Origin of the sequence: Phenylobacterium hankyongense (assembly GCF_003254505.1) — a bacterium.
GTDB classification, from domain to species: Bacteria; Pseudomonadota; Alphaproteobacteria; order Caulobacterales; family Caulobacteraceae; genus Phenylobacterium; species Phenylobacterium hankyongense.
On record NZ_QFYP01000001.1, the window covers coordinates 2,671,662 to 2,692,830 of the forward strand.

Annotated in this window: 18 protein-coding genes; 10 read left to right on the forward strand and 8 right to left on the reverse strand. The window is 70.8% G+C overall.

Features of this window, described 5'->3' with window-relative positions; translation table 11 throughout:
• The first annotated feature begins 11 nt into the window (after positions 1 to 11).
• From mrdA to DJ021_RS12885, 3 genes are all read left to right on the forward strand, one after another.
• Positions 12 to 2,018: a penicillin-binding protein 2 gene (gene mrdA / locus DJ021_RS12875; protein WP_111457930.1), complete on the forward strand. Its 2,007-nt coding sequence runs from the start codon at positions 12 to 14 to the stop codon at positions 2,016 to 2,018.
• The gene (gene rodA / locus DJ021_RS12880; RefSeq protein WP_111457931.1) at positions 2,015 to 3,169 is read left to right on the forward strand and encodes a rod shape-determining protein RodA; all 1,155 of its coding nucleotides are present in this window, start codon (positions 2,015 to 2,017) and stop codon (positions 3,167 to 3,169) included. The genes mrdA and rodA overlap by 4 nt, the downstream gene beginning before the upstream one ends.
• A 100-nt stretch (positions 3,170 to 3,269) precedes the next feature.
• The gene (locus DJ021_RS12885) at positions 3,270 to 3,704 is read left to right on the forward strand and encodes a DUF4168 domain-containing protein (protein ID WP_133255005.1); all 435 of its coding nucleotides are present in this window, start codon (positions 3,270 to 3,272) and stop codon (positions 3,702 to 3,704) included.
• A 122-nt stretch (positions 3,705 to 3,826) separates the two neighbouring features.
• On the opposite strand, the gene DJ021_RS12890 is transcribed toward DJ021_RS12885, so the two are convergent.
• Genes DJ021_RS12890 through DJ021_RS12900 form a run of 3 tightly spaced genes read right to left on the reverse strand, consistent with a single transcriptional unit; the run spans position 3,827 to position 6,207 of the window.
• Positions 3,827 to 4,210 carry a nuclear transport factor 2 family protein gene (locus DJ021_RS12890; protein WP_111457933.1) on the reverse strand — a complete coding sequence of 128 codons (384 nt, stop codon included), beginning with the start codon at positions 4,208 to 4,210 and terminating at the stop codon, positions 3,827 to 3,829.
• Between the two features lie 10 nt (positions 4,211 to 4,220).
• Positions 4,221 to 5,213: a prolyl aminopeptidase gene (gene pip, locus DJ021_RS12895; protein WP_111457934.1), complete on the reverse strand. Its 993-nt coding sequence runs from the start codon at positions 5,211 to 5,213 to the stop codon at positions 4,221 to 4,223.
• 10 nt (positions 5,214 to 5,223) lie between these two features.
• Positions 5,224 to 6,207 (reverse strand): alpha/beta fold hydrolase, encoded by a 984-nt coding sequence (locus tag DJ021_RS12900; protein WP_111457935.1) that lies wholly within the window; start codon positions 6,205 to 6,207, stop codon positions 5,224 to 5,226.
• Between the two features lie 65 nt (positions 6,208 to 6,272).
• Between DJ021_RS12900 and DJ021_RS12905 the strand changes: the two genes are divergently transcribed.
• Entirely contained in the window at positions 6,273 to 7,475 is a 1,203-nt protein-coding gene (locus DJ021_RS12905; RefSeq protein ID WP_111457936.1) for a multidrug effflux MFS transporter, read from the forward strand.
• Positions 7,476 to 7,491: 16 nt separating this feature from the next.
• Here DJ021_RS12905 and DJ021_RS12910 read toward each other — a convergent pair whose 3' ends face one another.
• Positions 7,492 to 7,803 (reverse strand): DUF423 domain-containing protein, encoded by a 312-nt coding sequence (locus DJ021_RS12910; protein WP_111459094.1) that lies wholly within the window; start codon positions 7,801 to 7,803, stop codon positions 7,492 to 7,494.
• Between the two features lie 65 nt (positions 7,804 to 7,868).
• Positions 7,869 to 9,293, reverse strand: coding sequence for an amidase (locus tag DJ021_RS12915; RefSeq protein ID WP_111457937.1), 1,425 nt, complete (start codon positions 9,291 to 9,293; stop codon positions 7,869 to 7,871).
• A 112-nt stretch (positions 9,294 to 9,405) separates the two neighbouring features.
• Between DJ021_RS12915 and DJ021_RS12920 the strand changes: the two genes are divergently transcribed.
• Together DJ021_RS12920 and DJ021_RS12925 are read left to right on the forward strand one after the other, a co-directional pair.
• The gene (locus DJ021_RS12920; protein WP_111457938.1) at positions 9,406 to 10,569 is read left to right on the forward strand and encodes an MFS transporter; all 1,164 of its coding nucleotides are present in this window, start codon (positions 9,406 to 9,408) and stop codon (positions 10,567 to 10,569) included.
• A 64-nt stretch (positions 10,570 to 10,633) separates the two neighbouring features.
• On the forward strand, positions 10,634 to 11,650 hold the full coding sequence (locus DJ021_RS12925) for a zinc-dependent alcohol dehydrogenase family protein (RefSeq protein ID WP_111457939.1): 1,017 nt from the start codon (positions 10,634 to 10,636) through the stop codon (positions 11,648 to 11,650).
• 22 nt (positions 11,651 to 11,672) lie between these two features.
• Here DJ021_RS12925 and cysN read toward each other — a convergent pair whose 3' ends face one another.
• Both cysN and cysD read right to left on the reverse strand, forming a co-directional pair.
• Complete coding sequence (cysN, locus tag DJ021_RS12930; RefSeq protein WP_111457940.1) at positions 11,673 to 13,577, reverse strand: sulfate adenylyltransferase subunit CysN; 1,905 nt, start codon at positions 13,575 to 13,577, stop codon at positions 11,673 to 11,675.
• The gene (gene cysD / locus DJ021_RS12935; protein WP_111457941.1) at positions 13,577 to 14,530 is read right to left on the reverse strand and encodes a sulfate adenylyltransferase subunit CysD; all 954 of its coding nucleotides are present in this window, start codon (positions 14,528 to 14,530) and stop codon (positions 13,577 to 13,579) included. The genes cysN and cysD overlap by 1 nt, the downstream gene beginning before the upstream one ends.
• A gap of 235 nt (positions 14,531 to 14,765) precedes the next feature.
• Between cysD and DJ021_RS12940 the strand changes: the two genes are divergently transcribed.
• Together DJ021_RS12940 and DJ021_RS12945 are read left to right on the forward strand one after the other, a co-directional pair.
• Positions 14,766 to 17,201, forward strand: coding sequence for an outer membrane protein assembly factor BamB family protein (locus tag DJ021_RS12940; protein ID WP_111457942.1), 2,436 nt, complete (start codon positions 14,766 to 14,768; stop codon positions 17,199 to 17,201).
• The gene (locus tag DJ021_RS12945; RefSeq protein ID WP_111457943.1) at positions 17,198 to 18,286 is read left to right on the forward strand and encodes a ComEC/Rec2 family competence protein; all 1,089 of its coding nucleotides are present in this window, start codon (positions 17,198 to 17,200) and stop codon (positions 18,284 to 18,286) included. Before DJ021_RS12940 ends, DJ021_RS12945 begins: the two co-directional genes overlap by 4 nt.
• A gap of 4 nt (positions 18,287 to 18,290) precedes the next feature.
• Here DJ021_RS12945 and efp read toward each other — a convergent pair whose 3' ends face one another.
• Complete coding sequence (efp, locus tag DJ021_RS12950; protein WP_111457944.1) at positions 18,291 to 18,857, reverse strand: elongation factor P; 567 nt, start codon at positions 18,855 to 18,857, stop codon at positions 18,291 to 18,293.
• Between the two features lie 120 nt (positions 18,858 to 18,977).
• On the opposite strand from efp, the gene epmA reads away from it, so the two are divergent.
• Entirely contained in the window at positions 18,978 to 20,033 is a 1,056-nt protein-coding gene (gene epmA / locus DJ021_RS12955; RefSeq protein ID WP_111457945.1) for an EF-P lysine aminoacylase EpmA, read from the forward strand.
• Positions 20,034 to 20,076: 43 nt separating this feature from the next.
• Positions 20,077 to 21,138 (forward strand): lysine-2,3-aminomutase-like protein, encoded by a 1,062-nt coding sequence (locus DJ021_RS12960; protein WP_111457946.1) that lies wholly within the window; start codon positions 20,077 to 20,079, stop codon positions 21,136 to 21,138.
• Positions 21,139 to 21,169: the final 31 nt, after the last annotated feature.

Below are 21,169 nucleotides of genomic sequence, written 5' to 3' on the forward strand. Positions count from 1 at the left end.
GTCGCTCGGGCATGGCTGAACCGTCGATCTTCTTTGAGGAGGTCAACGAGCGGCAGGGCGTGTTCCACCGCCGGGCCTTCCTGTTGGGCGGCTTCGCGGGCGTCGGCCTGCTGGCCCTGGGCGGCCGACTCGCCCACCTGCAGCTGATAGAGACCCAGCGCTACGAGAAGCTCTCGGCCTCCAACCAGTTCAATTTCAAGCTGATGCCGCCGCCGCGCGGCCTGATCGTCGACCGCAACGGCGTGGTGCTGGCGACCAACCGGCCGAACTTCCGGCTGATGGTGGCCCGCGACAAGGGCAGCGACCCGGCGGCGACGCTGAAGATCCTGGCCAACTTCGTGCCCCTCGACGACGCCAAGCAGGTCCGGCTGGCCAAGGAGATCGCCCGCGCCCCGAAGCGCGCGCCGGTGCAGATCCTGGAGGACCTCACCTGGGAACAGTTCAGCGCCATCGACATCCGCGGCCCTGAGCTGCCCGGCGTCACCGCCGACATGGGCGAGGTGCGGGTCTACCCGCAGGGCGGGGCCTTCACCCACGTCATCGGCTACGTGGCCAAGGTCAACAAGGACGACATCCAGCCCACCGGGCCGAACGCCGACCCGATCCTGCTCAACCCCGGCTTCCGGATCGGCAAGCAGGGCGTGGAGAAGTCCTTCGACCTCGACCTGCGGGGCAAGCCGGGCGCCCAGAAGGTGGAGGTCGACGCCAACGGCCGCGAGGTGCGCCAGGATTCCGCCGGCGACATCCCGGCGACGCCGGGCAAGCAGATCCAGCTCACTCTCGACGCCGACATCCAGACCCGCGCCATGGACGTGTTCGGCGAGGAGAGCGGCGCGGCGGTGATGATGGACTGCCGCTCCGGCGACATCCTGTGCATGTTCTCGGGGCCGAGCTTCGACGCCAACCGCTTCGTCCGCGGCCTGACCGGGGCGGAGTACCGCCAGCTGGCGATGTACGAGCGCAAGCCGCTGTTCAACAAGGCCCTGACCGCCACCTACCCGCCGGGCTCCACCTTCAAGACCATGGTGGCGCTGGCGGCGCTGGAGGCCGGCTACAATCCGGCGACCGTCCACGTCTGCAACAAGGCCTGGGCCTGGGGCGGGCGGGTCTGGCACTGCGACGAGGCGCACGGGGCGCAGGACCTGAAGGGCGCCATCGCCACCTCCTGCGACATCTATTTCTACCAGTGCGCGCTGTTCGTGGGGCCCGACCGGATCGCCGAGACGGCCCGCAAGTTCGGGCTGGGCGAGATCTTCGACATCGGCATCCCGGGTCAGAAGGCCGGCCTGGTGCCCGACACCGCCTACAAGCGGCGGACCTTCAAGAAGGACCCGGTCTGGCATCCGGGCGAGACGCCCAGCATGGGCATCGGCCAGGGCTACACCCACCTCAATCCGCTGCAGCTGTGCGTGATGGCGTCGCGGATCGCCAACGGCCAGAAAGCCCTGCACCCGCGGCTGGTGCAGTCGGTCGGCGGCGTCGAGCGGCCGCGCGGCTCCGAGTTCGGCGACCTGCCGGTCAACAAGGATCACCTGCATTTCGTGCGCGAGGCGATGGCCGCGGTGACCACCGGCCACGGCACCGCCGCCGCCGTCGCCGACATGGGCCTCGGCGACGTCAAGATGGCCGGCAAGACCGGCACCGCCCAGGCCTTCAACTACGGCGGCGGGCGCGGCGCGCACGGGGCCGTCGGCGAATGGCGCCTGCGCGACCACGCCTGGTTCATCGCCTTCGCCCCCTACGACGACCCCCGCTATGCGATCAGCGTCCTCGTCGAGCACGGCGGCTTCGGGGCCCAGGCGGCGGCGCCGCGGGCCCGCGAGATCATGCGGGTGGCGCTGCTCAAGGACCCGGAAGTCCGCAAGCGGATCGAGAAGCCGCTGCCGATGCCGCAACTGCCGCCCGACGCCAACCTGGGCGGCGACGCCCCCGAGGGGCCGACCCCCATCCCTGGACAGCCGCTGGCGCCCATCGGCCCGCCGCAGCCGCCGACGCCGCCCGTTGGAACGCCCACATGACCGTCTCGGCCCTCACACGCCCCGGCGAGCGCGACCGGCTGATCGTCAAGATCGGCGAGATCGACTGGATCTTCTGCCTGACCCTGTGCCTGATCGCCGGGGCAGGGGCGGTGATGCTGTTCTCCATCGCCGGCTCCTCGTGGACGCCCTGGGCCGCGCCGCACCTGATCCGCTTCGCCCTGTTCTTCGCGATCATGATCGTGCTGTCGCTGGTCGACCTGCGCGTCTGGTTCGCCATGGCCTATCCGGTCTACGCCGTCGGGCTGGTGCTGCTGGTGCTGGTGGATCTGGTGGGGCGCACCTCGCTCGGCGCGCAACGCTGGCTGCAGCTGGGGCCGATCGGCATCCAGCCGTCAGAGATCATGAAGATCGGCCTGGTGCTGGCGCTGGCGCGCTTCTACCACGGGCTCTCCAGCAAGAGCGCGACGCTCTCCTGGTGGCTGCTGGTCCCGGCGGCGCTGATCCTGCTGCCGGTGGGCCTGGTGGCCAAGCAGCCCGACCTCGGCACCGCCATGCTGATCCTGATGACCGGGGGGATCATGGTGGTCCTGGCCGGCCTCTCCTGGCGGCTGATCTCGGCGGGCATCCTGGGCGCGGTGCTGCTGGTGCCGCCGGCCATCATGTTCGGGATGCACGACTACCAGCGCAAGCGGGTCCTGACCTTCCTCGACCCGGAGGGCGACCCGTCGGGCTCCGGCTATCACATCCTGCAGTCGAAGATCGCGCTCGGCTCCGGCGGCCTGCTGGGCAAGGGCTACGGCCTGGGCTCGCAGAGCCAGCTGAACTTCCTTCCCGAGAAGCAGACCGACTTCATCTTCGCCACCCTGGCCGAGGAGTTCGGTTTCGTCGGCTGCATCTCCATCCTGATCCTCTACGCGGCGGTGATCTTCATGGCGCTGCGCACCGCCTACATCTCGCACAGCCATTTCGGCCGGCTGGCGGCGGCCGGCGTCACCGCCACCTTCGCCCTCTACGTGCTGATCAACGGCTCGATGGTGATGGGCCTGGCGCCGGTGGTGGGCGTGCCGATGCCGCTGCTCTCCTACGGCGGCACGGTGATGCTGACGGTGATGGTTGGCTTCGGTTTGGTCATGGCTGTGCGCGTGCACCGCTATTCCGAGATCACCAGCGGCAAAGGCTCGCTGCTCTAGTCCGCGCCCCATTGCAGCCTGAATTGCTCTTACCGTAAGGGAAGGTGCGGGGGCGACTGACGCCCCTGAGCGCAGCGCCGACCCCAGCGAGGAGAGAGAGTTGAGCAAGACCGTCCGAATGACCGCCCGAATGACCGCCCTGGCGATGGTCGCCGCGGCCTCCCTGACCGGCGCGGCCCAGGCCCAGACCGCCGCCGCCCCCGCGGCGCCCGCGGCGTCCGCCCCGACCCCGGATACCGGCGCCGGCGCGGCCTTCAACGACGAGCAGGTGAAGCACTTCGCCGCCGCCCTGATGTCGGTGAAGAAGGTGAGCGACGAATACCAGCCGAAGATCGCCGCCGCCTCCGGCGACGCCGCCACCACGCTGCGCAACGACATGGCCACCAAGATGCACGACGCCCTGACGTCCTCCGGCGTGTCCGACGCCGACTACGCCGCCATCGCCGCGGCGGTGCCGAAGGACCCGGCGCTGAAGATCCGCATCGGCCAGCAGATGGCCGACCTGCAGGCCGCGGCCGGGACCACCGGCCAGTAGGCGATCGCAACACGTCATCCCCGGGCTTGTCCCGGGGACCCGTGAACACCGAGGCTCGTGGCCCTGCCTGGCCGCGCCGTGTTCATGGGTGGCCGGGACAAGCCCGGCCATGACGGTTGGGCCTAGAACGGCTCGAAGCAGTCGTAATTGCGCTGCCGGCGGATCTTCTCGCCCTCGAACTCGAAGAACACCGCGAAGCGGGCCTTCATGGTGTCGCCGGGTTTCAGCGACTTCAGCGGGATGGCCATCACCCCGCGCCAGATGATCTCGGCCGCCACGGTGTCGTCGGCCTCGAGAAGGCTGACGATCTCGTAGGTCTCCGACTGCAGGACGTTCTGCCCGCGCGCGCTGGCGGCCTTCAGGTCGGCGAGGTCGCGGACCGCGCCGTTCGGGCTCAGCGCGTTGGGGAATTCCTCCTGCACCGCGTCCTCGGCGAAGAAGGACAGGGTGTCCTTCCGCATCTCGATGGCCTTCAGGTAGGCCCGGACGATCTTGGCCCGGCTCAAGGACGCCGCCTCAGAGGGTGAAGGCCTGGTCGGTGGCGCGCACCAGCGCGTCGACGATCCCCGGCTCGGTCGAGGCGTGGCCGGCGTCCCAGACCACCTCGAAGCGCGCCTCCGGCCACGCGGCCTTCAGGTTCCAGGCGGCCTCCATCGGCGTCACCACGTCGAACCGGCCCTGCACGATCCAGCCGGGCATGCCGCGGATCTTCTCCATGTTTTTCAGGATCCAGCCTTCCTCGGGGAAGAAGCCGTGGTTGGCGAAGAAGTGGCATTCGATCCGAGCGAAGGCGATGGCGAAGTCGATCTCGTTGAACTTCGAGGGCCGGGCTTCGGGTCCGCGGATCGAGATGGTGTCGCCTTCCCACTGGCTCCAGGCCGCGGCCGCCTCCGCCTGCACCCGGCGGTCGGCGTGGGTCAGGCGCTTGTGGTAGGCGCTGATCATGTCGCCGCGCTCTTCGGGCGGGATCGGGGCGCAGAACCGCGCCCAGGCGTCCGGGAACATCATCGAGGCCCCGTCCTGGTAGAACCAGCGCAGCTCCCGCGCGGTGAGCAGGAAGACGCCGCGCAGCACCAGGGCCTCGACCCGGTCGGGATGGGTGATGGCGTAGGCCAGCGCCAGGGTGGAGCCCCAGGAGCCGCCGAACACCGTCCACTTCTCGACGCCCAGGTGCTCGCGCAGCCGCTCGATGTCGGCGATCAGCGACCAGGTGGTGTTGTCCTCGAGGCTGGCGTTGGGCCGGCTCTTGCCGCAGCCGCGCTGGTCGAACAGCGCCATCCGCCATTTCGCAGGGTCGAAGAACCGCCGCATGGTCGGGTTGATCGCGCCGCCGGGGCCGCCGTGCAGGATGACGCACGGCTTGCCGTCCTTCTTGCCGCACTCCTCGTAGTAGATCTCGTGCGGGCCGCCGGTGGGCAGCCAGCCGGAGCTGAACGGATCGGTTTCCGGGAACAACCCGCGCCGGTTGGCGGAGGCCGAGACGGCGGGGGCAGGCGTGTTGCGTTCCATTGGCGGCAATCTACCGCGGGAAGCGCCGGTCCATCCAGTCAAGGATCAGCCGGTTGACCTCCTGCGGCTTCTCCTGCTGCGTCCAGTGGCCGGATCCGTGGATCATGTGCATCTCCAGGTCACCGATCATGCCGGGCATGCCCTCCGCCATGGCCGGCGTCAGCACGGCGTCGTTCTCGGCGGTGATCATCAGGCACGGCAATCCGTCGATGCGGGTGGGAAGGCCCTCCGAGCGCTCCCAGTTCCGCGTGAAGTTGCGGTACCAGTTGATCCCGCCGGTGAAGCCGGTGCGGCGGAAACTCTCGACGAACACCGCCAGCTCCTCGGCGCTCAGCAGCTGACTGCCCTGGTCGGTCGGGTCCCAGCGGGCCAGCAGGTCCTTGAAGGCGAAGGTGGAGCCGCCTTCCGGCGGCGGCTGCGTGGCGGCGGTCAGGGCGGCCGGCTTGCGCATGAAGAAGCGCATGGTCTTCTCCACGTCGGCGCCGAGCACGGCGTCGGCGTCCCCCGGCGTCTGGAACCAGACGATGTACATGTCGGGCCCGAAGCGGGCGCGGAAGATGACGATGGGATCGACCGGCGAGCGCGGCAGGAACGGCGTGTTCAGCCCGATGACCCCGGCCACCCGGTCGCGATGCATCAGCGGCATCTGCCAGACGACGATGCCGCCCCAGTCGTGGCCGCAGAACACCGCCTTCTCCGCGCCCAGGTGGTCCAGCAGGCCCACGAGGTCGCCGGTGAGGTGCTCCATGTCGTAGTCGGCGACCGCCTGCGGCCCGGAGGTCAGGCCATAGCCGCGCTGGTCCGGGGCGATCACCCAGCGGCCGGCGTCGGCCAGGGCCTTGATCTGGTGTCGCCAGGAGAAGGCCAGCTCCGGGAAGCCGTGGCACAGGACGATGGGAACGCCTTCGCGCGGGCCGGCTTCGTAGTAGGCCATGTCGAGGCCGTTCACCGCGGCGTGCTTCACCGCGGGCATTTGCGCTTGCAGGGCTGACATCCGGGTGGCCTTCCGTGTGTGGCGACAGCTTTGCAGCATAAGCCGCCGCACTGGAATGAGGGACGATGATCGAGCGGGCGCCAACTGAGCCGACGCCGTGGGGGCTGGTGATCCTGTTGGGGGCGCTCACCGCGCTCGGTCCGCTGGCCATCGACATGTACCTGCCGAGCCTGCCCTCCATCGGGTCGGACCTGCACGCCTCGGCCTCGCAGACGCAGTCCACCGTCGCCGCCTTCCTGGCCGGCATGGCCATCGGCCAGTTCCTCTATGGCCCGGCGTCGGACCGTTTCGGGCGCAAGCCGCCGATCCTGATCGGCATCGTGATCTATGTGGCGGCGTCGGCCGCCTGCGCCCTGGCGAAATCGCCCGACCTCCTGATCGTCGCCCGCTTCGTGCAGGCGTTCGGCGCCTGCGCCGGCGGGGTGGTCAGCCGCGCCGTCGTCCGCGACCGCTTCGGCCACGCCGAGACAGCGCGGGTGCTGTCGCTGATGATGCTGATCATGGGGCTGGCGCCGATCCTGGCGCCGCTGCTGGGCGGGGTGTTCCTGACCCTCGGCGGGTGGCGCGTGATCTTCTGGTTCATGACCGCCTTCGGCCTGATCATGGGCCTCGCCACCGTCTTGCGGATGAAGGAGTCGCGCTCGGAGGCGACCTCGGCCCAGGCCCGCTCGGAGAACCCGATCAAGGCCTATGCGGCGCTGCTCCGGCAGCCGCGGCTGATCGGCTACGCCCTGGCGGGGTGCCTGAACGGGGCGATGCTGTTCACCTATGTGGCGACCTCGCCGGAGCTGCTGATCCAGACCTACAGGATCCCGGCCTCGGCGTTCGGCTGGGTGTTCGGGCTGAACGCCGTGGGCATCATCGGCGGCAACCAGGTGAACCGGTTCCTGCTGCGCCGCCGCACCCCCGACCAGGTGCTGGCGCGCTCCAGCCTGATCGCCGTGGGGTTCGCCCTGGTGCTGGCGCTGGCCGCGGTGACCGGGATCGGCGGGGCGTGGAGCGTGCTCGGCGTGCTGTTCCTGCTGCTCTCGACCTACGGCTTCATGCAGGGCAACACCATGGCCGGCGCCCTCAACGTCGATCCGCTGCGGGCCGGCTCGACCTCGGCGCTGATCGGCGGCCTGTCGTTCGGCACCGGGGCCATCGCCTCCTGGGCGGCCGGCGTGCTGTACGACGGCACGCCGCGGCCGATGGCGCTGGTGATGCTGGTGACGCTGATCGGGTCGGCGCTGGCCGTCCACCTGCTGGCGTTGCCCAAGCGCGGCTGAGGCGCGGGCGACCGGATCAGCTGCGCTCGATCTCCGCCGCTGCCCAGGCCAGCACCAGCCAGCCGGCGAGGAACAGCAGGCCGCCGATCGGCGTCACCGCCCCCAGCCAGCGCGGGCCGCCCAGCGCCATCGCATAGAGCGAGCCCGAGAACAGCGCGACGCCCGGCAGGAACAGCGCCGGCGCGAAGCGGGCGCGGCGGGCGCCCAGCTGCATCATCCCCGCGGCGGCGTAGGTCGCCAGCACGTGCATGAAGCCGTACTGCGCGCCGGTCCGCAGCCACTCCTGGGCCTTGGGATCGGCGATCCCGTGCGCCGCGAACGCGCCCATGGCCACGGAGGCGAACCCGCCGAGCGCCGCCAGCACCAGCCAGGTGCGGCGGGTCCAGAACGCCCTCAACCCCAGACCTGCGGGCGGCGGCGCTTCCAGGGAACTTCCTTCTCCAGCTGCGCGGCGAGGCGGAAGAGGGTGGCCTCGTCGGCGAAGCGGGCGGTGAACATCATCCCCACCGGCAGGCCGTCGGCGGACATCTCCAGCGGCAGGGAGAGGGACGGCTGGCCGGAGAAGTTGAACGGCGGCGTGAACGGGAAGACCGCGCCCTGCCGGCGGTTCACCTCCCGCGGCTCCAGGTTCACCGGGTCCATGTGGCCGATCTCCGGGACCGGCGCGCCCATCACCGGGCTGAGGTAGACGTCCCAGTCCTGGAAGAAGGCCAGCGTCCGGCGGTTCAACACCCGCAGGTCCTGCCAGCCGCGCCAGGCCATCTCCCCGGTCACCTTGCGGCCGCCCTTCAGCGAGGCCCAGGTCAGCGGCTCCAGCTCGTCCTGTTCGGGTTCGCGGCCGACCTGTTCGATCAGCCGCGCCATGTCGGCGGCGAAGTTGGCGCCCGAGACCGGCGCGCGGGCGGCGTAGAGCGCGCGGTAGTCGAGCCCCATGCCCTTCTCGACCACCTCGTGCCCGAGTTGCTTCAGGAGGTCCGCGGTCCGCTCCAGCGCCGCCTGGATCTGCGGATCGATCGGCCGGCCGGACGGCGTCTCGGAGGACCAGGCGATGCGCAGCCGGCCCGGGCTGCGCTCGATCTCCTCGACGTAGGGGCGCTCCTTCGGCGGGGCGGCGAACGGGGCGTCGGCGCGCGGCGTGCCGGTGGCGTCCAGCATGGCGGCGCTGTCGCGGACGGTGCGGGTGACCACGTGGTCGACGGTGAAGCCCATGGCGTAGGCGGTGTCGTCGGCGCCGTTCGGGTTGCGGTCGCGGGTCACCTTCAGCCCCACCAGGCCGCAGCAGGCGGCGGGGATGCGGATCGAGCCCAGGCCGTCGGAGGCGTGCGCCATCGGCACGATCCCGGCCGCCACCGCCGCGGCCGCGCCGCCGGAGGAGCCGCCGGAGATGTGGCGCGGGTTCCAGGGATTGCGGCAGGCGCCGAGGAAGGCGCCCTCCGTCGTGCCGGTGATGCCGTATTCCGGCGTGTTGGTCTTGCCCAGCGGCACGACGCCGGCCTGGCGGTAGCGGCGGGTGAGGTCGCCATCCTCGGTGTCGACCACGCCGCGTGCGAAGCGGCTGCCGTAGCTGCGCGGCCAGCCGGCGACCGGCATGCCGAGGTCCTTGATCAGGAAGGGCACGCCGCGGAACGGCCCGTCGGGCAGCTCGCCCTTCGCCCAGGCGCGGGCGTCGTCGTAGCCCTTGTAGACCACCGCGTTGAGCGTGGGATTGTGCCGCTCGATCCGTTCGATGGCGGCCTCGGCCAGCTCGCCCGGCGTGACCTCGCGCTTGCGGACCAGCTCCGCCAGACCGAGCCCGTCGTAGTCGGAATAGTCGTCCACACGCCGCCTCCCTTATCGCTGATCAGACATTACGCCCCGAAGCGTCGGCGGCAACCGGGCGTGAACTCCGCAGGGTTTCGCGACTCGATCCGGTGTCGGCTAGAACGTGGTGATGTCGCTCCCCGTCCGCCTGGGCCTCTTCTATGGGACGATCTTCGTCGGCACCGGGGCGAACTCGCCCTACATGCCGGTGTGGTTCGCCCATCACGGCCTGTCGGGGGCGCAGATCGGGCTGATCCTGTCGCTGCCGATGCTGGCGCGGGTGTTCACCGCGCCGCTGCTGGCGGTCTGGGCCGACAGCTTCAAATATCGCCGCACCGGTCTGATTTTGCTGAGCCTTGCGGTGGCGATCGCCTACGCCCTGATGGCCCTGCCGTTCGGCTTCGCCTGGTGGATGGTGGTCTGGTTCGCCGCCTCGTCGATGTTCCCGACGCTGTCGCCGCTGACCGACGTCATCGTCCTGTCGCGGGCGCGGAAAGACGGGTTCAACTACGGCTGGCCGCGCGGCATCGGCTCGGCCGCCTTCATCGTCGCCAACCTCGGGATGGGCGCCCTCTTGGCCCGCGGCTCGCCGGAGCTGGTGCTGGTGTGGATCACCGCGGCGGTGACCCTGACCGCGGTGGGCGCGCGGCTGCTGTTGCCGCCCGACCTGGTGCACGAGGCCGGCCACGTCCCGGCCGCCGGCGAGCGGATGGCGGGCCTCGGCGGCCTGCTGCGCGACCCGGCGTTCCTGACCGCGGTGCTGGCGGCCGGCCTGATCCAGTCGGCGCACGCCTTCTACTACGGCTTCTCGACGCTGGCCTGGAAGCAGCAGGGCATCCCGGAGCACGTCACCGGCATGCTCTGGGCGGTGGGGGTGACGGCGGAGGTCGGCTTCCTCTGGTTCATGGAGCCGTGGCGGCGGCGGGTGGGGCCGCGCAACCTGCTGGTGCTGGGCGGCGCGGGGGCCGTCGTGCGCTGGGGCGCGCTGGCGTTCTCGCCGCCGCTCTGGGCGCTGTTCCCCCTGCAGACCCTGCACGTGCTCAGCTATGCGGCGACCTTCCTGGCCTCCCTGCAGCTGGTGGAGCGGCTGTCGACGCCGCGCAACGCCACGGCCGCCCAGGCGATCAACTCGGCGCTCTCCGGCGGCGTGCTCTCCGGCCTCGCCACCCTGGGCTCCGGCTGGCTGTTCGACCGCTTCGGGGCTCACGGCTACCTGCTGATGGCGGCGATGACCGCCGCCGGCCTGGTGGGCGCGGTCCGGCTCTACGGGGTGCGCCGGCTCGATCCCGCCTAGCTCGGCGCGCGCCTGACCCCGCGACAGCCTTGCGGAGGCGCCGCCGCCGGCGCCTAGATGAGCCATGCGCGCGCTCAACGTTTCGGAACCCTGGGGCCTCGACCATCTGAAGGTGGTCGAACTGCCCGACCCCAAGCCTGGCCCCGGCGAGGTGCTGGTGCGGATGCGGACGGTCTCGCTGAACTACCGCGACCTGATGATGGTCCAGGGGATGTACGGCCGCGCGGGCGCCATGGCCGGCGCGATCACGCCCTTCTCGGACGGCTGCGGGGTGGTGGAGGCGCTGGGCGAGGGCGTCACCCGCCTGGCGGTCGGCGACCGCGTGGCGACCATGTTCTTCCAGGGCTGGATCTGCGGGCCGCCCACCCTGGAGAAGGCGCAGACCGCGCTCGGCTATCCGATCCCGGGCGCCGGGCGGGAGCTCGGTGTGTTCAGCCAAGAGGGGCTGTCAAAGGTCCCGGATTTCCTCAGCGACCAGGAGGTCGCGACGCTGCCGTGCGCGGGGCTCACCGCCTGGCGGGCGCTGTTCGAGGACGCCCGGCTGCAGCCGGGCGACACGGTTGTCCTGCAGGGCACGGGCGGGGTCTCGGTGTTCGGGCTGCAGTTCGCGCACGCGGCGGGCCTGAAGACGGTGATCACCTCGTCCTCCGACGAGAAGCTGGAGCGGGCCAGGGCGCTGGGTGCGGACCACCTGGTGAACTATCGCCAGACGCCGGAATGGTCGAAGCCGGTGCGCGAGGCCACCGGCGGGCGCGGCGCGGACTTCGTCATGGAGGTTGGCGGCGGCGGCACCATCCAGCAGAGCATGCGGGCGGTCCGCATCGGCGGGCACATCGCCATCATCGGCGTGGTGGCCGGCGCCGGCGAGGGCTTCAACCCCGCGGGCCTGATCGGCAACTCCGCCCGGCTGCAAGGCGTGTTCGTGGGCTCGCGGGACATGTTCGAAGCCATGTGCCGGGCCATCGAGCTGCATCGGATCCACCCGGTGGTCGACCGGGTCTTTCCATGGACCGAGGCGGCCGCCGGGCTGGAGGCCATGCGCGCCGGCCAGCACTTCGGCAAGATCGTGCTCGAGTTCTGAAACAGGAGTTCCGGCCGGCGGGTCAGATGCCGGGGTCGAAGCCGCCTTCCAGCCGCGCCACGATGATCTCAGCCGCCTCTTCCGGCGAGAGCCTGGTGGTGTCGATGTGGATCTCGGGGTGCTCCGGCGGCTCGTAGGGGCTGTCGACGCCGGTGAAGTTCTTCAGCTCGCCGGCCCGGGCCTTCTTGTAGAGGCCCTTGACGTCGCGGCGCTCGGCCTCGGCCAGGGGAGTGTCGACGAACACCTCGACGAACTCGCGCTCGCCCACCAGCTCGCGGGCCATCCGCCGCTCGGCGCGGAACGGGGAGATGAAGGACACCAGCACGATCAGCCCGGCGTCGACCATCAGCTTGGCCACCTCGGCGACGCGGCGGATGTTCTCGACCCGGTCCTCGTCGGTGAAGCCCAGGTCCTTGTTGAGGCCGTGGCGGACGTTGTCGCCGTCGAGCAGGTAGGTGTGGCGGCCGTCCACGTGCAGGCGGCGCTCGACCATGTTGGCGATGGTCGACTTGCCGGCGCCCGACAGCCCGGTCAGCCAGACGACGCGCGCCTTCTGGCCCTTGGACGCGGAGCGGACCTCCTTGTTCAGGTCCAGCGCCTGCCAGTGGATGTTCTGGCTGCGGCGCAGCGCGAAATGCAGCATGCCCGCGCCGACCGTGCGGTTGGAGATCCGGTCGATGAGGATGAAGCCGCCGAGGTCCTTGTTGTCGGCGTAGGGGTCGAAGGCGATGGCCGCGTCGAGCGCCAGGTTGCAGACGCCGATCTCGTTCAGCTCCAGCCGCGTCGCGGCCAGGTGCTCGAGGGTGTTGACGTTGACCTTGTACTTGGGCTCGGCGATCTGCGCGGCGGTGGTGCGGGTCCCGAGCTTCATCAGGTAGGAGCGGCCCGGCAGCATGGCCTCCTCGTCGAACCAGACGATGGTGGCCTCGAACTGGTCGGCGACGGCCGGCGGCGCGTCGGCCTGGGCGAGGACGTCGCCGCGGGAGACGTCGATCTCGTCGGCCAGGGTCAGGGTCACCGACTGGCCGGCCGCCGCCTCGGGCAGGTCGCCGCCCAGGGTGACGATGCGCTCGACCCTGCTCTCGCGGCCGGACGGCAGGGCCTTCAGCCTGTCGCCGGGCCGCACCACGCCCGAGGCGATGAAGCCGGAGAAGCCGCGGAAGTCGAGGTTGGGGCGGTTCACCCACTGCACCGGCATGCGGAACGGCTGGCTGCGCAGGTCGTCCTCGACCGGCGCGTCCTCCAGCCAGCGCATCAGCGGCGGGCCGGCGTACCAGGGCGTCTTGGCCGAGGGCTCGGTGATGTTCTCGCCCTTCAGCGCCGACATCGGGATGGCGGTGAAGTCGGTGAGGCCGATCTGGGCGGCGAAGGCGCGGTAGTCGGCGAGGATCTCGTCGAACCGGGCTTGCGACCAGTCCACCAGGTCCATCTTGTTGATCGCCAGCACCACGTGGCGGATGCCCAGGAGGCTCACCAGATAGCTGTGCCGGCGGGTCTGGGTCAGCACGCCCTTGCGGGCGTCGATTAGGATCACCGCGGCGTCGGCGGTCGAGGCGCCGGTGACCATGTTGCGGGTGTACTGCTCGTGGCCGGGGGTGTCGGCGACGATGAACTTGCGCTTGTCCGTCGAGAAGAAGCGGTAGGCGACGTCGATGGTGATGCCCTGCTCGCGCTCGGCGGCGAGGCCGTCCACCAAGAGGGCGAAGTCGATGTCGCCGCCCTGGGTGCCGACCCGCTTGGAGTCGGCTTCGAGGGCCGCCAGCTGGTCCTCGAAGATCATCTTGGAGTCGTAGAGCAGCCGGCCGATCAGCGTCGACTTGCCGTCGTCCACCGAGCCGCAGGTGAGGAAGCGCAGCAGCGACTTGTGCTGGTGCTGATGGAGGTAGGCCTCGATGTCCTCGGCGATCAGGTCGGATTGGTGGGCCATCAGAAATAGCCCTCCTGCTTCTTCTTCTCCATCGAGGCGGCCTGGTCGTGGTCGATCATCCGGCCCTGGCGCTCGGAGGTGGTGGTGAGCAGCATCTCCTGGATGATCTCGGGCAGGGTGGCGGCGGTGCTCTCGACGGCGCCGGTCAGCGGATAGCAGCCGAGCGTGCGGAACCGCACCGACTTCATCATCGGGGTCTCGCCGGGGCGCAGCGGCATGCGGTCGTCGTCGACCATGATCAGCGCGCCGTCGCGCTCCACCACCGGGCGCTCGGCCGAATAGTAGAGCGGCACGATCGGGATCTTCTCCAGGTGGATGTATTGCCAGATGTCGAGCTCGGTCCAGTTGGAGATCGGGAACACCCGGATGCTCTCGCCGGGGTTCTTGCGGGCGTTGTAGAGCCGCCAGAGCTCGGGGCGCTGGTTCTTCGGGTCCCAGCGGTGTTGGGCCGAGCGGAAGGAGAAGATCCGCTCCTTGGCCCGCGACTTCTCCTCGTCGCGCCGCGCGCCGCCGAAGGCCGCGTCGAAGCCGTACTTGTCCAGCGCCTGCTTCAGTCCCTCGGTCTTCCAGATGTCGGTGTGCAGTGCCGAGCCGTGGTCGAAGGGGTTGATGTTGCGGGCGATCGCGTCGGGGTTCTTGTGCACCAGCAGCTCGAAGCCGAGCTCCTGGGCCATGCGCTCGCGCATCTCGTACATCGCCCGGAACTTCCAGGTGGTGTCGACGTGCAGCAGCGGGAACGGCGGCTTGGAGGGATAGAAGGCCTTGGCCGCCAGGTGCAGCATCACGGCCGAGTCCTTGCCGATCGAATAGAGCATCACCGGCCGCTCGCACTCGGCGACGACCTCGCGCATGATGTGGATGCTCTCGGCCTCGAGGCGCTGCAGGTGGGTGAGCATCGGGGCGGACGTGACGCCTTCAGCTGAAATCGGGGAGGGCGCGACACGAGCGTCCATCTGCGGGACCTTACAACAAACGTGAAAAAAGCCGCCAACCGCATCCCGCGGCAGGCGGATCGGCCCTGGGCGGTGACTTAGAGAAGGGGTCGGAGGGGCGCAAGGCGAGGGGCGCCGAGTAAATCTGCAGGCGGATGCAGCGCGGCTTGTGGCGGCCGCAGGCTTCGCTAAGCTGCAAGTGCACTTAGTATACAGACGCTGGTCGGCTCGAACCGATCGCGCGGGGAGGGCTTACATGCGGATCGGACGGGAAGACGGCCGTGGTCGTGCGGGACGGGGGCTCCTGACGCTGAGCCTGGCGATCGGGGCGGTGTTCGCCGCCACGGGCGCGGGGCTGGCGCAGGCGCCGGCCGACACCCCCACCAACCCGTTCGCCGCCGATCCCGCGGCGGCGGAAGCCGGGCGCGCGGTGTTCGAATCCACCTGCGCGGCTTGCCACGGACCCGGTGCGTCGGGCGGGCGCGGACCTGCCCTCAACACCGGCCGGTTCGCACACGGCGGCCAGGACTACGAGATCTTCCACACCATCCAGGAGGGCGTGCCGAGCGCCGGGATGCCGTCGTTCAAGGCGCTGCCGACGCAGGACGTCTGGCGGGTGGTCAGCTACCTGCGCTCGCTGTCCGGCGGCGCGACCGCCGCCGTCGCCGCGCCGGCCGATCCCGCCGCTGTGGCGCGGGGCGAGAAGATCTTCTTCGGCGCGGGCCAGTGCGCCAGCTGCCACGAGGTGAACGGCCGCGGCCGGGCGGTCGCCGCCGACCTCTCGAACATCGGCCCCGCCGGCGGGTCACTCCGCGACCGCGTGCTGCACAAGGCCGCCCCTCCGCGCTCCGGTCTCGGTCGGGCGGTGGAGGTGCGCCAGAAGGACGGCGCCGCGGTGCAGGGCCTGGTGCGCGCCGAGGACGCCTTCAACCTGCTGGTCATGGCCCGCGACGGCGAGCTGCGCCGCTATGACCGCCGGGCCCTGACGTCGGTCCGCACCCTGCCCGAGGGCCTCGCGCCCCGCGACGTGGCGGAGCGGCTGAAGCCGGCCGAACTGGACGACGTGGTCGCCTACCTGTCCAGCCAGAAGGGGCGCTCGGTGAGCGGCGCCATCGCCCCCAGCGGCACCAGCGGCCTGTCGGCCAAGCGGCTCGTGGCCGGGCGCGCCGAGCCGCAGAACTGGCCGACCTACTGGGGCGACTACCAGGGCCGGCACTTCTCCGAGCTGTCGCAGATCACGCCGCGCAACGTCGCCGGCCTGCAGGCGCGCTGGGCGGCCCCGCTGCCGGGCGGCTCGCCGGTCCAGGCCACCCCCATCGTCGTCGACGGGGTGATCTACGTCTCCGGCCCGCCGGGCGACCTCTACGCGATCGACGCCCGCAGCGGCCTGCAGATCTGGGCGTTCAAGCGCAAGCAGGACGTCACCAATCCCTACCAGATCAACCCCGCCAACCGCGGCGTCGCGGTGCTCGACGGCCGGGTGTTCATGACCACCCTCGACAACCTGCTGATCGCCGTCGACGCCCGCACCGGGCGCGAGCTCTGGGAGCGGCGGGTCGCCGACACCCTGCAGGGCTACGAGATGACCGGCGCGCCGCTGGCGGTGGGCGACAAGATCGTGGTCGGGATCGGCTGCGGGGAGTTCGCCGCCCGCGGCTTCCTAGAGGCCTATTCGCCGGTCGACGGCCGCAAGCTCTGGCATTTCGAGACCATCCCGAAGCCCGGGGAGCCCGGCATCGAGACCTGGGCCGGCGAGTCCTGGAAGCACGGCGGCGGCGGCACCTGGCTGACCGGCAGCTACGACCCGGCCCTGCGCACCCTCTACTGGGCGGTGGGCAACCCGGCGCCGAGCTTCAATCCCCAGGTGCGCAAGGGCGACAACCTCTACACCAACTCCGTCATCGCCCTGGACCCGGACACCGGCAAGCTGAAGTGGTGGTACCAGTTCACGCCCAACGACAGCCACGACTGGGACTCGGTGCAGGACCTGGTGCTGGCCGACCGGGTGATCGACGGCAAGCCGCGCAAGGTGCTGCTGCACGCCGACCGCAACGGCTTCTTCTACGTGCTCGACCGCACCGACGGCTCGTTCATCTCGGCCAAGCCCTTCACCCGCCAGACCTGGAACAACGGCTTCGATCCCAAGGGCCGGCCGATCGTGCGGCCGGACTCGATCTCCACGCCGCAGGGGCATCCGGTCTTCCCGGCGGTGGGCGGCACCAACTTCCAGGCGCCGTCCTACGACGACCGGACCGGCGCCTTCTACCTGGCCTTCCTCGACGCCGAGGGCTTCGCCGCCTTCGGTCCGCCGAAGCTCGAGCCCGGCAAGCTCTACACCTCGGCCAGCCGCCAGCCCCGGCCCACGCCGGCGGTGGAGCCGATCTTCGGGATCCGGGCGCTGGACTCCGGCACGGGCAAGGTGCTGTGGACCTTCCCGACCACCCGCGGCGCCCTGGCGCCGGGCGTGCTCGGCACCCGCGGCGGCGTGCTGTTCGCCTCCACCGCGGACGGCTCGCTGGTGGGGCTGGACATGGCGTCGGGGGCGCCGCTGTGGACCTTCCGCACCGGGGTGACGATGAGCGCCTCGCCGATCTCCTACGCCCTCGACGGCCAGCAATACGTCGCGGTCGCGGCCGGCAACATGCTCTACAGTTTCGCCCTGCCAGACCTGGCGAAGGAGACCAGACGATGAAGGCCCTGCGGCTCGCGGTGCTCTGCGGCGCTCTCTCCCTGGCCGGCGCGGCGCAGGCGGCCGAGAAGCCGCTGACCGTGGTCATGGTCGACGTGGACGGCGGCGCGGCGACGCTGTTCGTCACGCCCGAGGGCAAGTCGCTGCTGGTCGACACCGGCTGGCCCGCCGGCATGGGCGTTCCGCGCCCGGCGCCCGGCGCGACAGCCCCGCCCCAGCCGACCAGCGCCGAGCGGATCGTCGCCGCCGCCGCCAAGCTGGGCGTGCGCAAGATCGACTACCTGCTGATCACCCACTACCACGTGGACCACATCGGCGGGCTGCAGGGCGTGATGGCCCGGATGCCGGTCGGCACGTTCCTCGACCACGGCGTGAACCGGGAGGAGACCCCGCCCGACACGCCGCCCGCCATGGCGGCGAACCTGCCGGCGTCCTTCTATCCGGGCTACCTCAAGGCCATCGCCGGTCACCCGCACCGGGTGGTGAAGCCCGGCGACAAGGTGCAGATCGGCTCGCTGGCGCTGACCTTCGTCGCCGCCGACGCCACCCTCATCCCTGCGCCGCCCCACGCCCGGCCCGGACCCGGGCCCGAATGCGTTCTCGGCTCGGGCGTGCCGCAGGTCGACGAGAACCCCCGCTCGGCCGGCTTCGTCGCCAGCTACGGCAAGGCCCGGATTCTCGACCTGGCCGATCTGACGCTCGATCAGGAGAAGCAACTGGTCTGCCCGGCCAACCGCCTGGGCAGGGTCGACGTGTTGCTGGTCTCCCATCACGGCACGGCGCTCAGCACCGGGCCGGCCCTGCTGGCGGCGACGGCGCCCCGGGTGGCGCTGATGGCCAACGGTTCGCGCAAGGGCGGCGACAAGGAGGTGTTCGAGAACCTGGCGGCCGCCCGGTCCAAGCCGGCGGTCTGGCAGTTGCACGGCGCGACCCGCAGCCCGGAGACCAACCGGCCGGCCGACTACATCGCCAACCCGCTGCCGACCCCGGACGGCTTCTATGCGGTGACCGCGCTGGTCTCGCCGAACGGCGCCGTCCGCGTGACCAACGCCCGCAACGGCTTCAGCGAGACCTATCCGGGCCGCTGACGCCTCAGTCCTTGGCGCGTTCCTGGTAGGAGCCGTCTTCGGTCAGCACGACGATGCGCGTGCCCACGGCGATGTACGGCGGCACCATGGTGCGCAGGCCGTTCGACAGCATGGCGGGCTTGTAGGACGACGACGCCGTCTGGTTCTTCACCGCCGGCTCGGTGTCGACCACCTCGAAGGTCGCCAGGCGCGGCAGGTCGATGGCGATCGGCACGCCGTCGTGGGTCGACAGGGTGACCGTCATGCCGTCCTGCAGGTAGGGCGCGGCGTCGCCGACCACGTCGGTGGTGGCGGTGACCTGGTCGTAGTTCTCCGGGTTCATGAAGTGGAACCCTTCCCCGTCGTGGTAGAGGAAGGTGTAGGAGCGGTCGTCGACGATGGCGCGCTCCACCGTCTCGGTGGTGCGATAGCGTTCCGACACCTTCACGCCGTCGGAGATGCGACGCATGTTCAGCTGGGTCACGGGCGTGCCCTTGCCGGGGTGGATATTCTCGGCGCTGAGGACGACATAGAGCTTGCCGTCCATGTCGACGACGGCGCCCTTCCGGAGCGAGCTGGCGGAGACCTTCACGTGGCTTGATCCTCGAAGATGACGGGCGCGCCTAGGATCGCGCGATTCCGCTAATCAATTGGTTGTCGCGCCCCTATAGCGATTGACGCCGAAATCTCCAGCCCCCCGCCGGTCGCACCTTTGGACGAACCTGCCGCATCGCCCTGGTGGGCGCCCGAAAGACACCGCGACCGCCGGCCGTTCCTGCTGGCGCGCAACGCGCTGACCCGCGCCGTGCGCGGCTGGTTCGAGGGGCAGGGCTTCGTGGAGGTGGAGACCGCGGCGCTGCAGGTTTCGCCCGGCAACGAGGCCCACCTGCACGCCTTCGCCACCGAGATCACCGGCCCGGCCGGCGAGCGTGAGACGCTCTACCTGCACACCTCGCCGGAGTTCGCCTGCAAGAAGCTGCTGGCCGCAGGCGAGACCAGGATCTTCGACTTCGCCAAGGTGTGGCGCAATCGGGAGCGCGGGCCGCTGCACCATCCGGAGTTCACCCTCCTGGAATGGTACCGCGCCGAGGCGCCCTACGAGACGCTGATGGACGACTGCGCGGCGCTGCTGCGGCTCGCCGCCGAGACCACGGGCGCGCGGACCTTCAGCTTCCGTGGCCGCAGCGCCGATCCGTTCGCCGAGCCGGAGCGGGTGACCGTCGCCGAGGCCTTCGAGCGCTTCGCCGGCCTCGACCTGCTGGCCACCATCGCCGACGGCGGCGACACCGATCGCCACGCCCTGGCCGCAGCGGCGACCGCCGCCGGCGTGCGGGTGGTGGCCGACGACACCTGGTCGGACGTCTTCAGTCGGGTGCTGGTGGAGCGGATCGAGCCGCGGCTGGGGGAGGGGCGGGCGACCGTGCTCTGCGAATATCCGACGCCCGAGGCGGCGCTGGCGCGGCCCAAGCCTGGCCAGCCGAAGGTCGCCGAGCGGTTCGAGCTCTACGCCTGCGGGGTGGAGCTGGCGAACGCCTTCGGGGAACTCACCGACGCCGCCGAGCAGCGCCGCAGGTTCGAGGCGGAAATGGCTGAAAAGGCGCGGGTTTACGGCGAGCGCTATCCGCTCGACGAGGACTTCCTGGCGGCGCTCGCCCAGATGCCGCCGGCCAGCGGCGCGGCGCTGGGCTTCGACCGGCTGGCGATGCTGGCCACGGGCGCCGAGCGGATCGAGCAGGTCCTGTGGGCGCCGGTCGCCGAGATCGGCTGACATTGCCCCGCAGGCCCGTTCGGGCCATATGCGGCCGGACCCCATGACCGCCGCCGCCAACCCCCTCCGCAGCGCAGAGGCGCTCATTCGCGCCGGCCTCGTCGCGCCCGGGCAGCTGGCGGCCCTGGAGCGGGTCGCCGCGCAATATGCGGTGGCGATCACCCCGGCGATGGCGGACCTGATCGATCCCACCGACCTCGCCGATCCCATCGCGCGCCAGTTCACGCCGTCGGCCGCCGAACTGGAGGTCCAGGCCGTCGAGGCCGCCGATCCGGTGGGCGATGACACCCACAGCCCGGTCGAGGGGATCGTCCACCGCTATCCCGACCGGGTGCTGCTGAAGATCACCCACACCTGCGCGGTCTACTGCCGGTTCTGCTTCCGCCGCGAGATGGTGGGGCCGGGCGGGGTGAGGGCGCTGTCGCCCGCCGCCCTGGACGCGGCGCTGGCCTACATCGCCGGGCGCCCGGAGATCTGGGAGGTGATCCTCACCGGCGGCGACCCGTTCGTGCTGTCGCCGCGCCGGCTGGGCGCGCTGATGAAGCGGCTGTCGGCCATCGACCACGTCAAGGTGGTCCGCTTCCACACCCGCGTGCCGGCGGTGGACCCGCAGGCGGTGACGCCGGCCCTGGTGGCGGCGCTGAAGAGCCCGACCCAGGCGGTCTATGTGGCGCTGCACGCCAACCACGCCCGCGAACTGACTCCCGCCGCCCGCGCCGCCTGCGCCCGCATCGTCGACGCCGGCATTCCGATGCTCGGCCAGACCGTGCTGCTGCGCGGCGTCAACGACGAGCCGGAGGCGCTGGGCGCCCTCATGCGGGCCTTCGTCGAGACGCGGATCAAGCCCTATTACCTGCACCACGGCGACCTCGCGCCCGGCACCGGCCACCTGCGCGTCGGCGTCGCCGAGGGCCAGGCGGTGATGCGCGCCCTGCGCGGGACCATTTCCGGGCTCTGTCAGCCGACCTATGTGCTCGACATCCCCGGCGGCCACGGCAAGGTCCCGATCGGCCCCGACTACCTGACGGCGACAGGCGAGGGCGGGCTGACGGTCGAGGACCCCAACGGCGGCTCCCACCTCTATCCGCCCAAGCCTGCCGGGTAGCGCAGGGCCCGCCGACATACCCCCTTTTCGG

Bases quoted from the DNA above. Each gene is read 5' to 3' on its own strand.
- mrdA (WP_111457930.1), top strand. From the start codon at position 12: ATGGCTGAACCGTCGATCTTCTTTGAGGAGGTCAACGAGCGGCAGGGC.
- rodA (WP_111457931.1), top strand. From the start codon at position 2,015: ATGACCGTCTCGGCCCTCACACGCCCCGGCGAGCGCGACCGGCTGATC.
- pip (WP_111457934.1), bottom strand. From the start codon at position 5,213: ATGGAACGCAACACGCCTGCCCCCGCCGTCTCGGCCTCCGCCAACCGG.
- DJ021_RS12900 (WP_111457935.1), bottom strand. From the start codon at position 6,207: ATGTCAGCCCTGCAAGCGCAAATGCCCGCGGTGAAGCACGCCGCGGTG.
- DJ021_RS12905 (WP_111457936.1), top strand. From the start codon at position 6,273: ATGATCGAGCGGGCGCCAACTGAGCCGACGCCGTGGGGGCTGGTGATC.
- DJ021_RS12910 (WP_111459094.1), bottom strand. From the start codon at position 7,803: ATGGGCGCGTTCGCGGCGCACGGGATCGCCGATCCCAAGGCCCAGGAG.
- DJ021_RS12920 (WP_111457938.1), top strand. From the start codon at position 9,406: ATGTCGCTCCCCGTCCGCCTGGGCCTCTTCTATGGGACGATCTTCGTC.
- DJ021_RS12925 (WP_111457939.1), top strand. From the start codon at position 10,634: ATGCGCGCGCTCAACGTTTCGGAACCCTGGGGCCTCGACCATCTGAAG.
- cysN (WP_111457940.1), bottom strand. From the start codon at position 13,577: ATGGCCCACCAATCCGACCTGATCGCCGAGGACATCGAGGCCTACCTC.
- cysD (WP_111457941.1), bottom strand. From the start codon at position 14,530: ATGGACGCTCGTGTCGCGCCCTCCCCGATTTCAGCTGAAGGCGTCACG.
- DJ021_RS12940 (WP_111457942.1), top strand. From the start codon at position 14,766: ATGCGGATCGGACGGGAAGACGGCCGTGGTCGTGCGGGACGGGGGCTC.
- DJ021_RS12945 (WP_111457943.1), top strand. From the start codon at position 17,198: ATGAAGGCCCTGCGGCTCGCGGTGCTCTGCGGCGCTCTCTCCCTGGCC.
- DJ021_RS12960 (WP_111457946.1), top strand. From the start codon at position 20,077: ATGACCGCCGCCGCCAACCCCCTCCGCAGCGCAGAGGCGCTCATTCGC.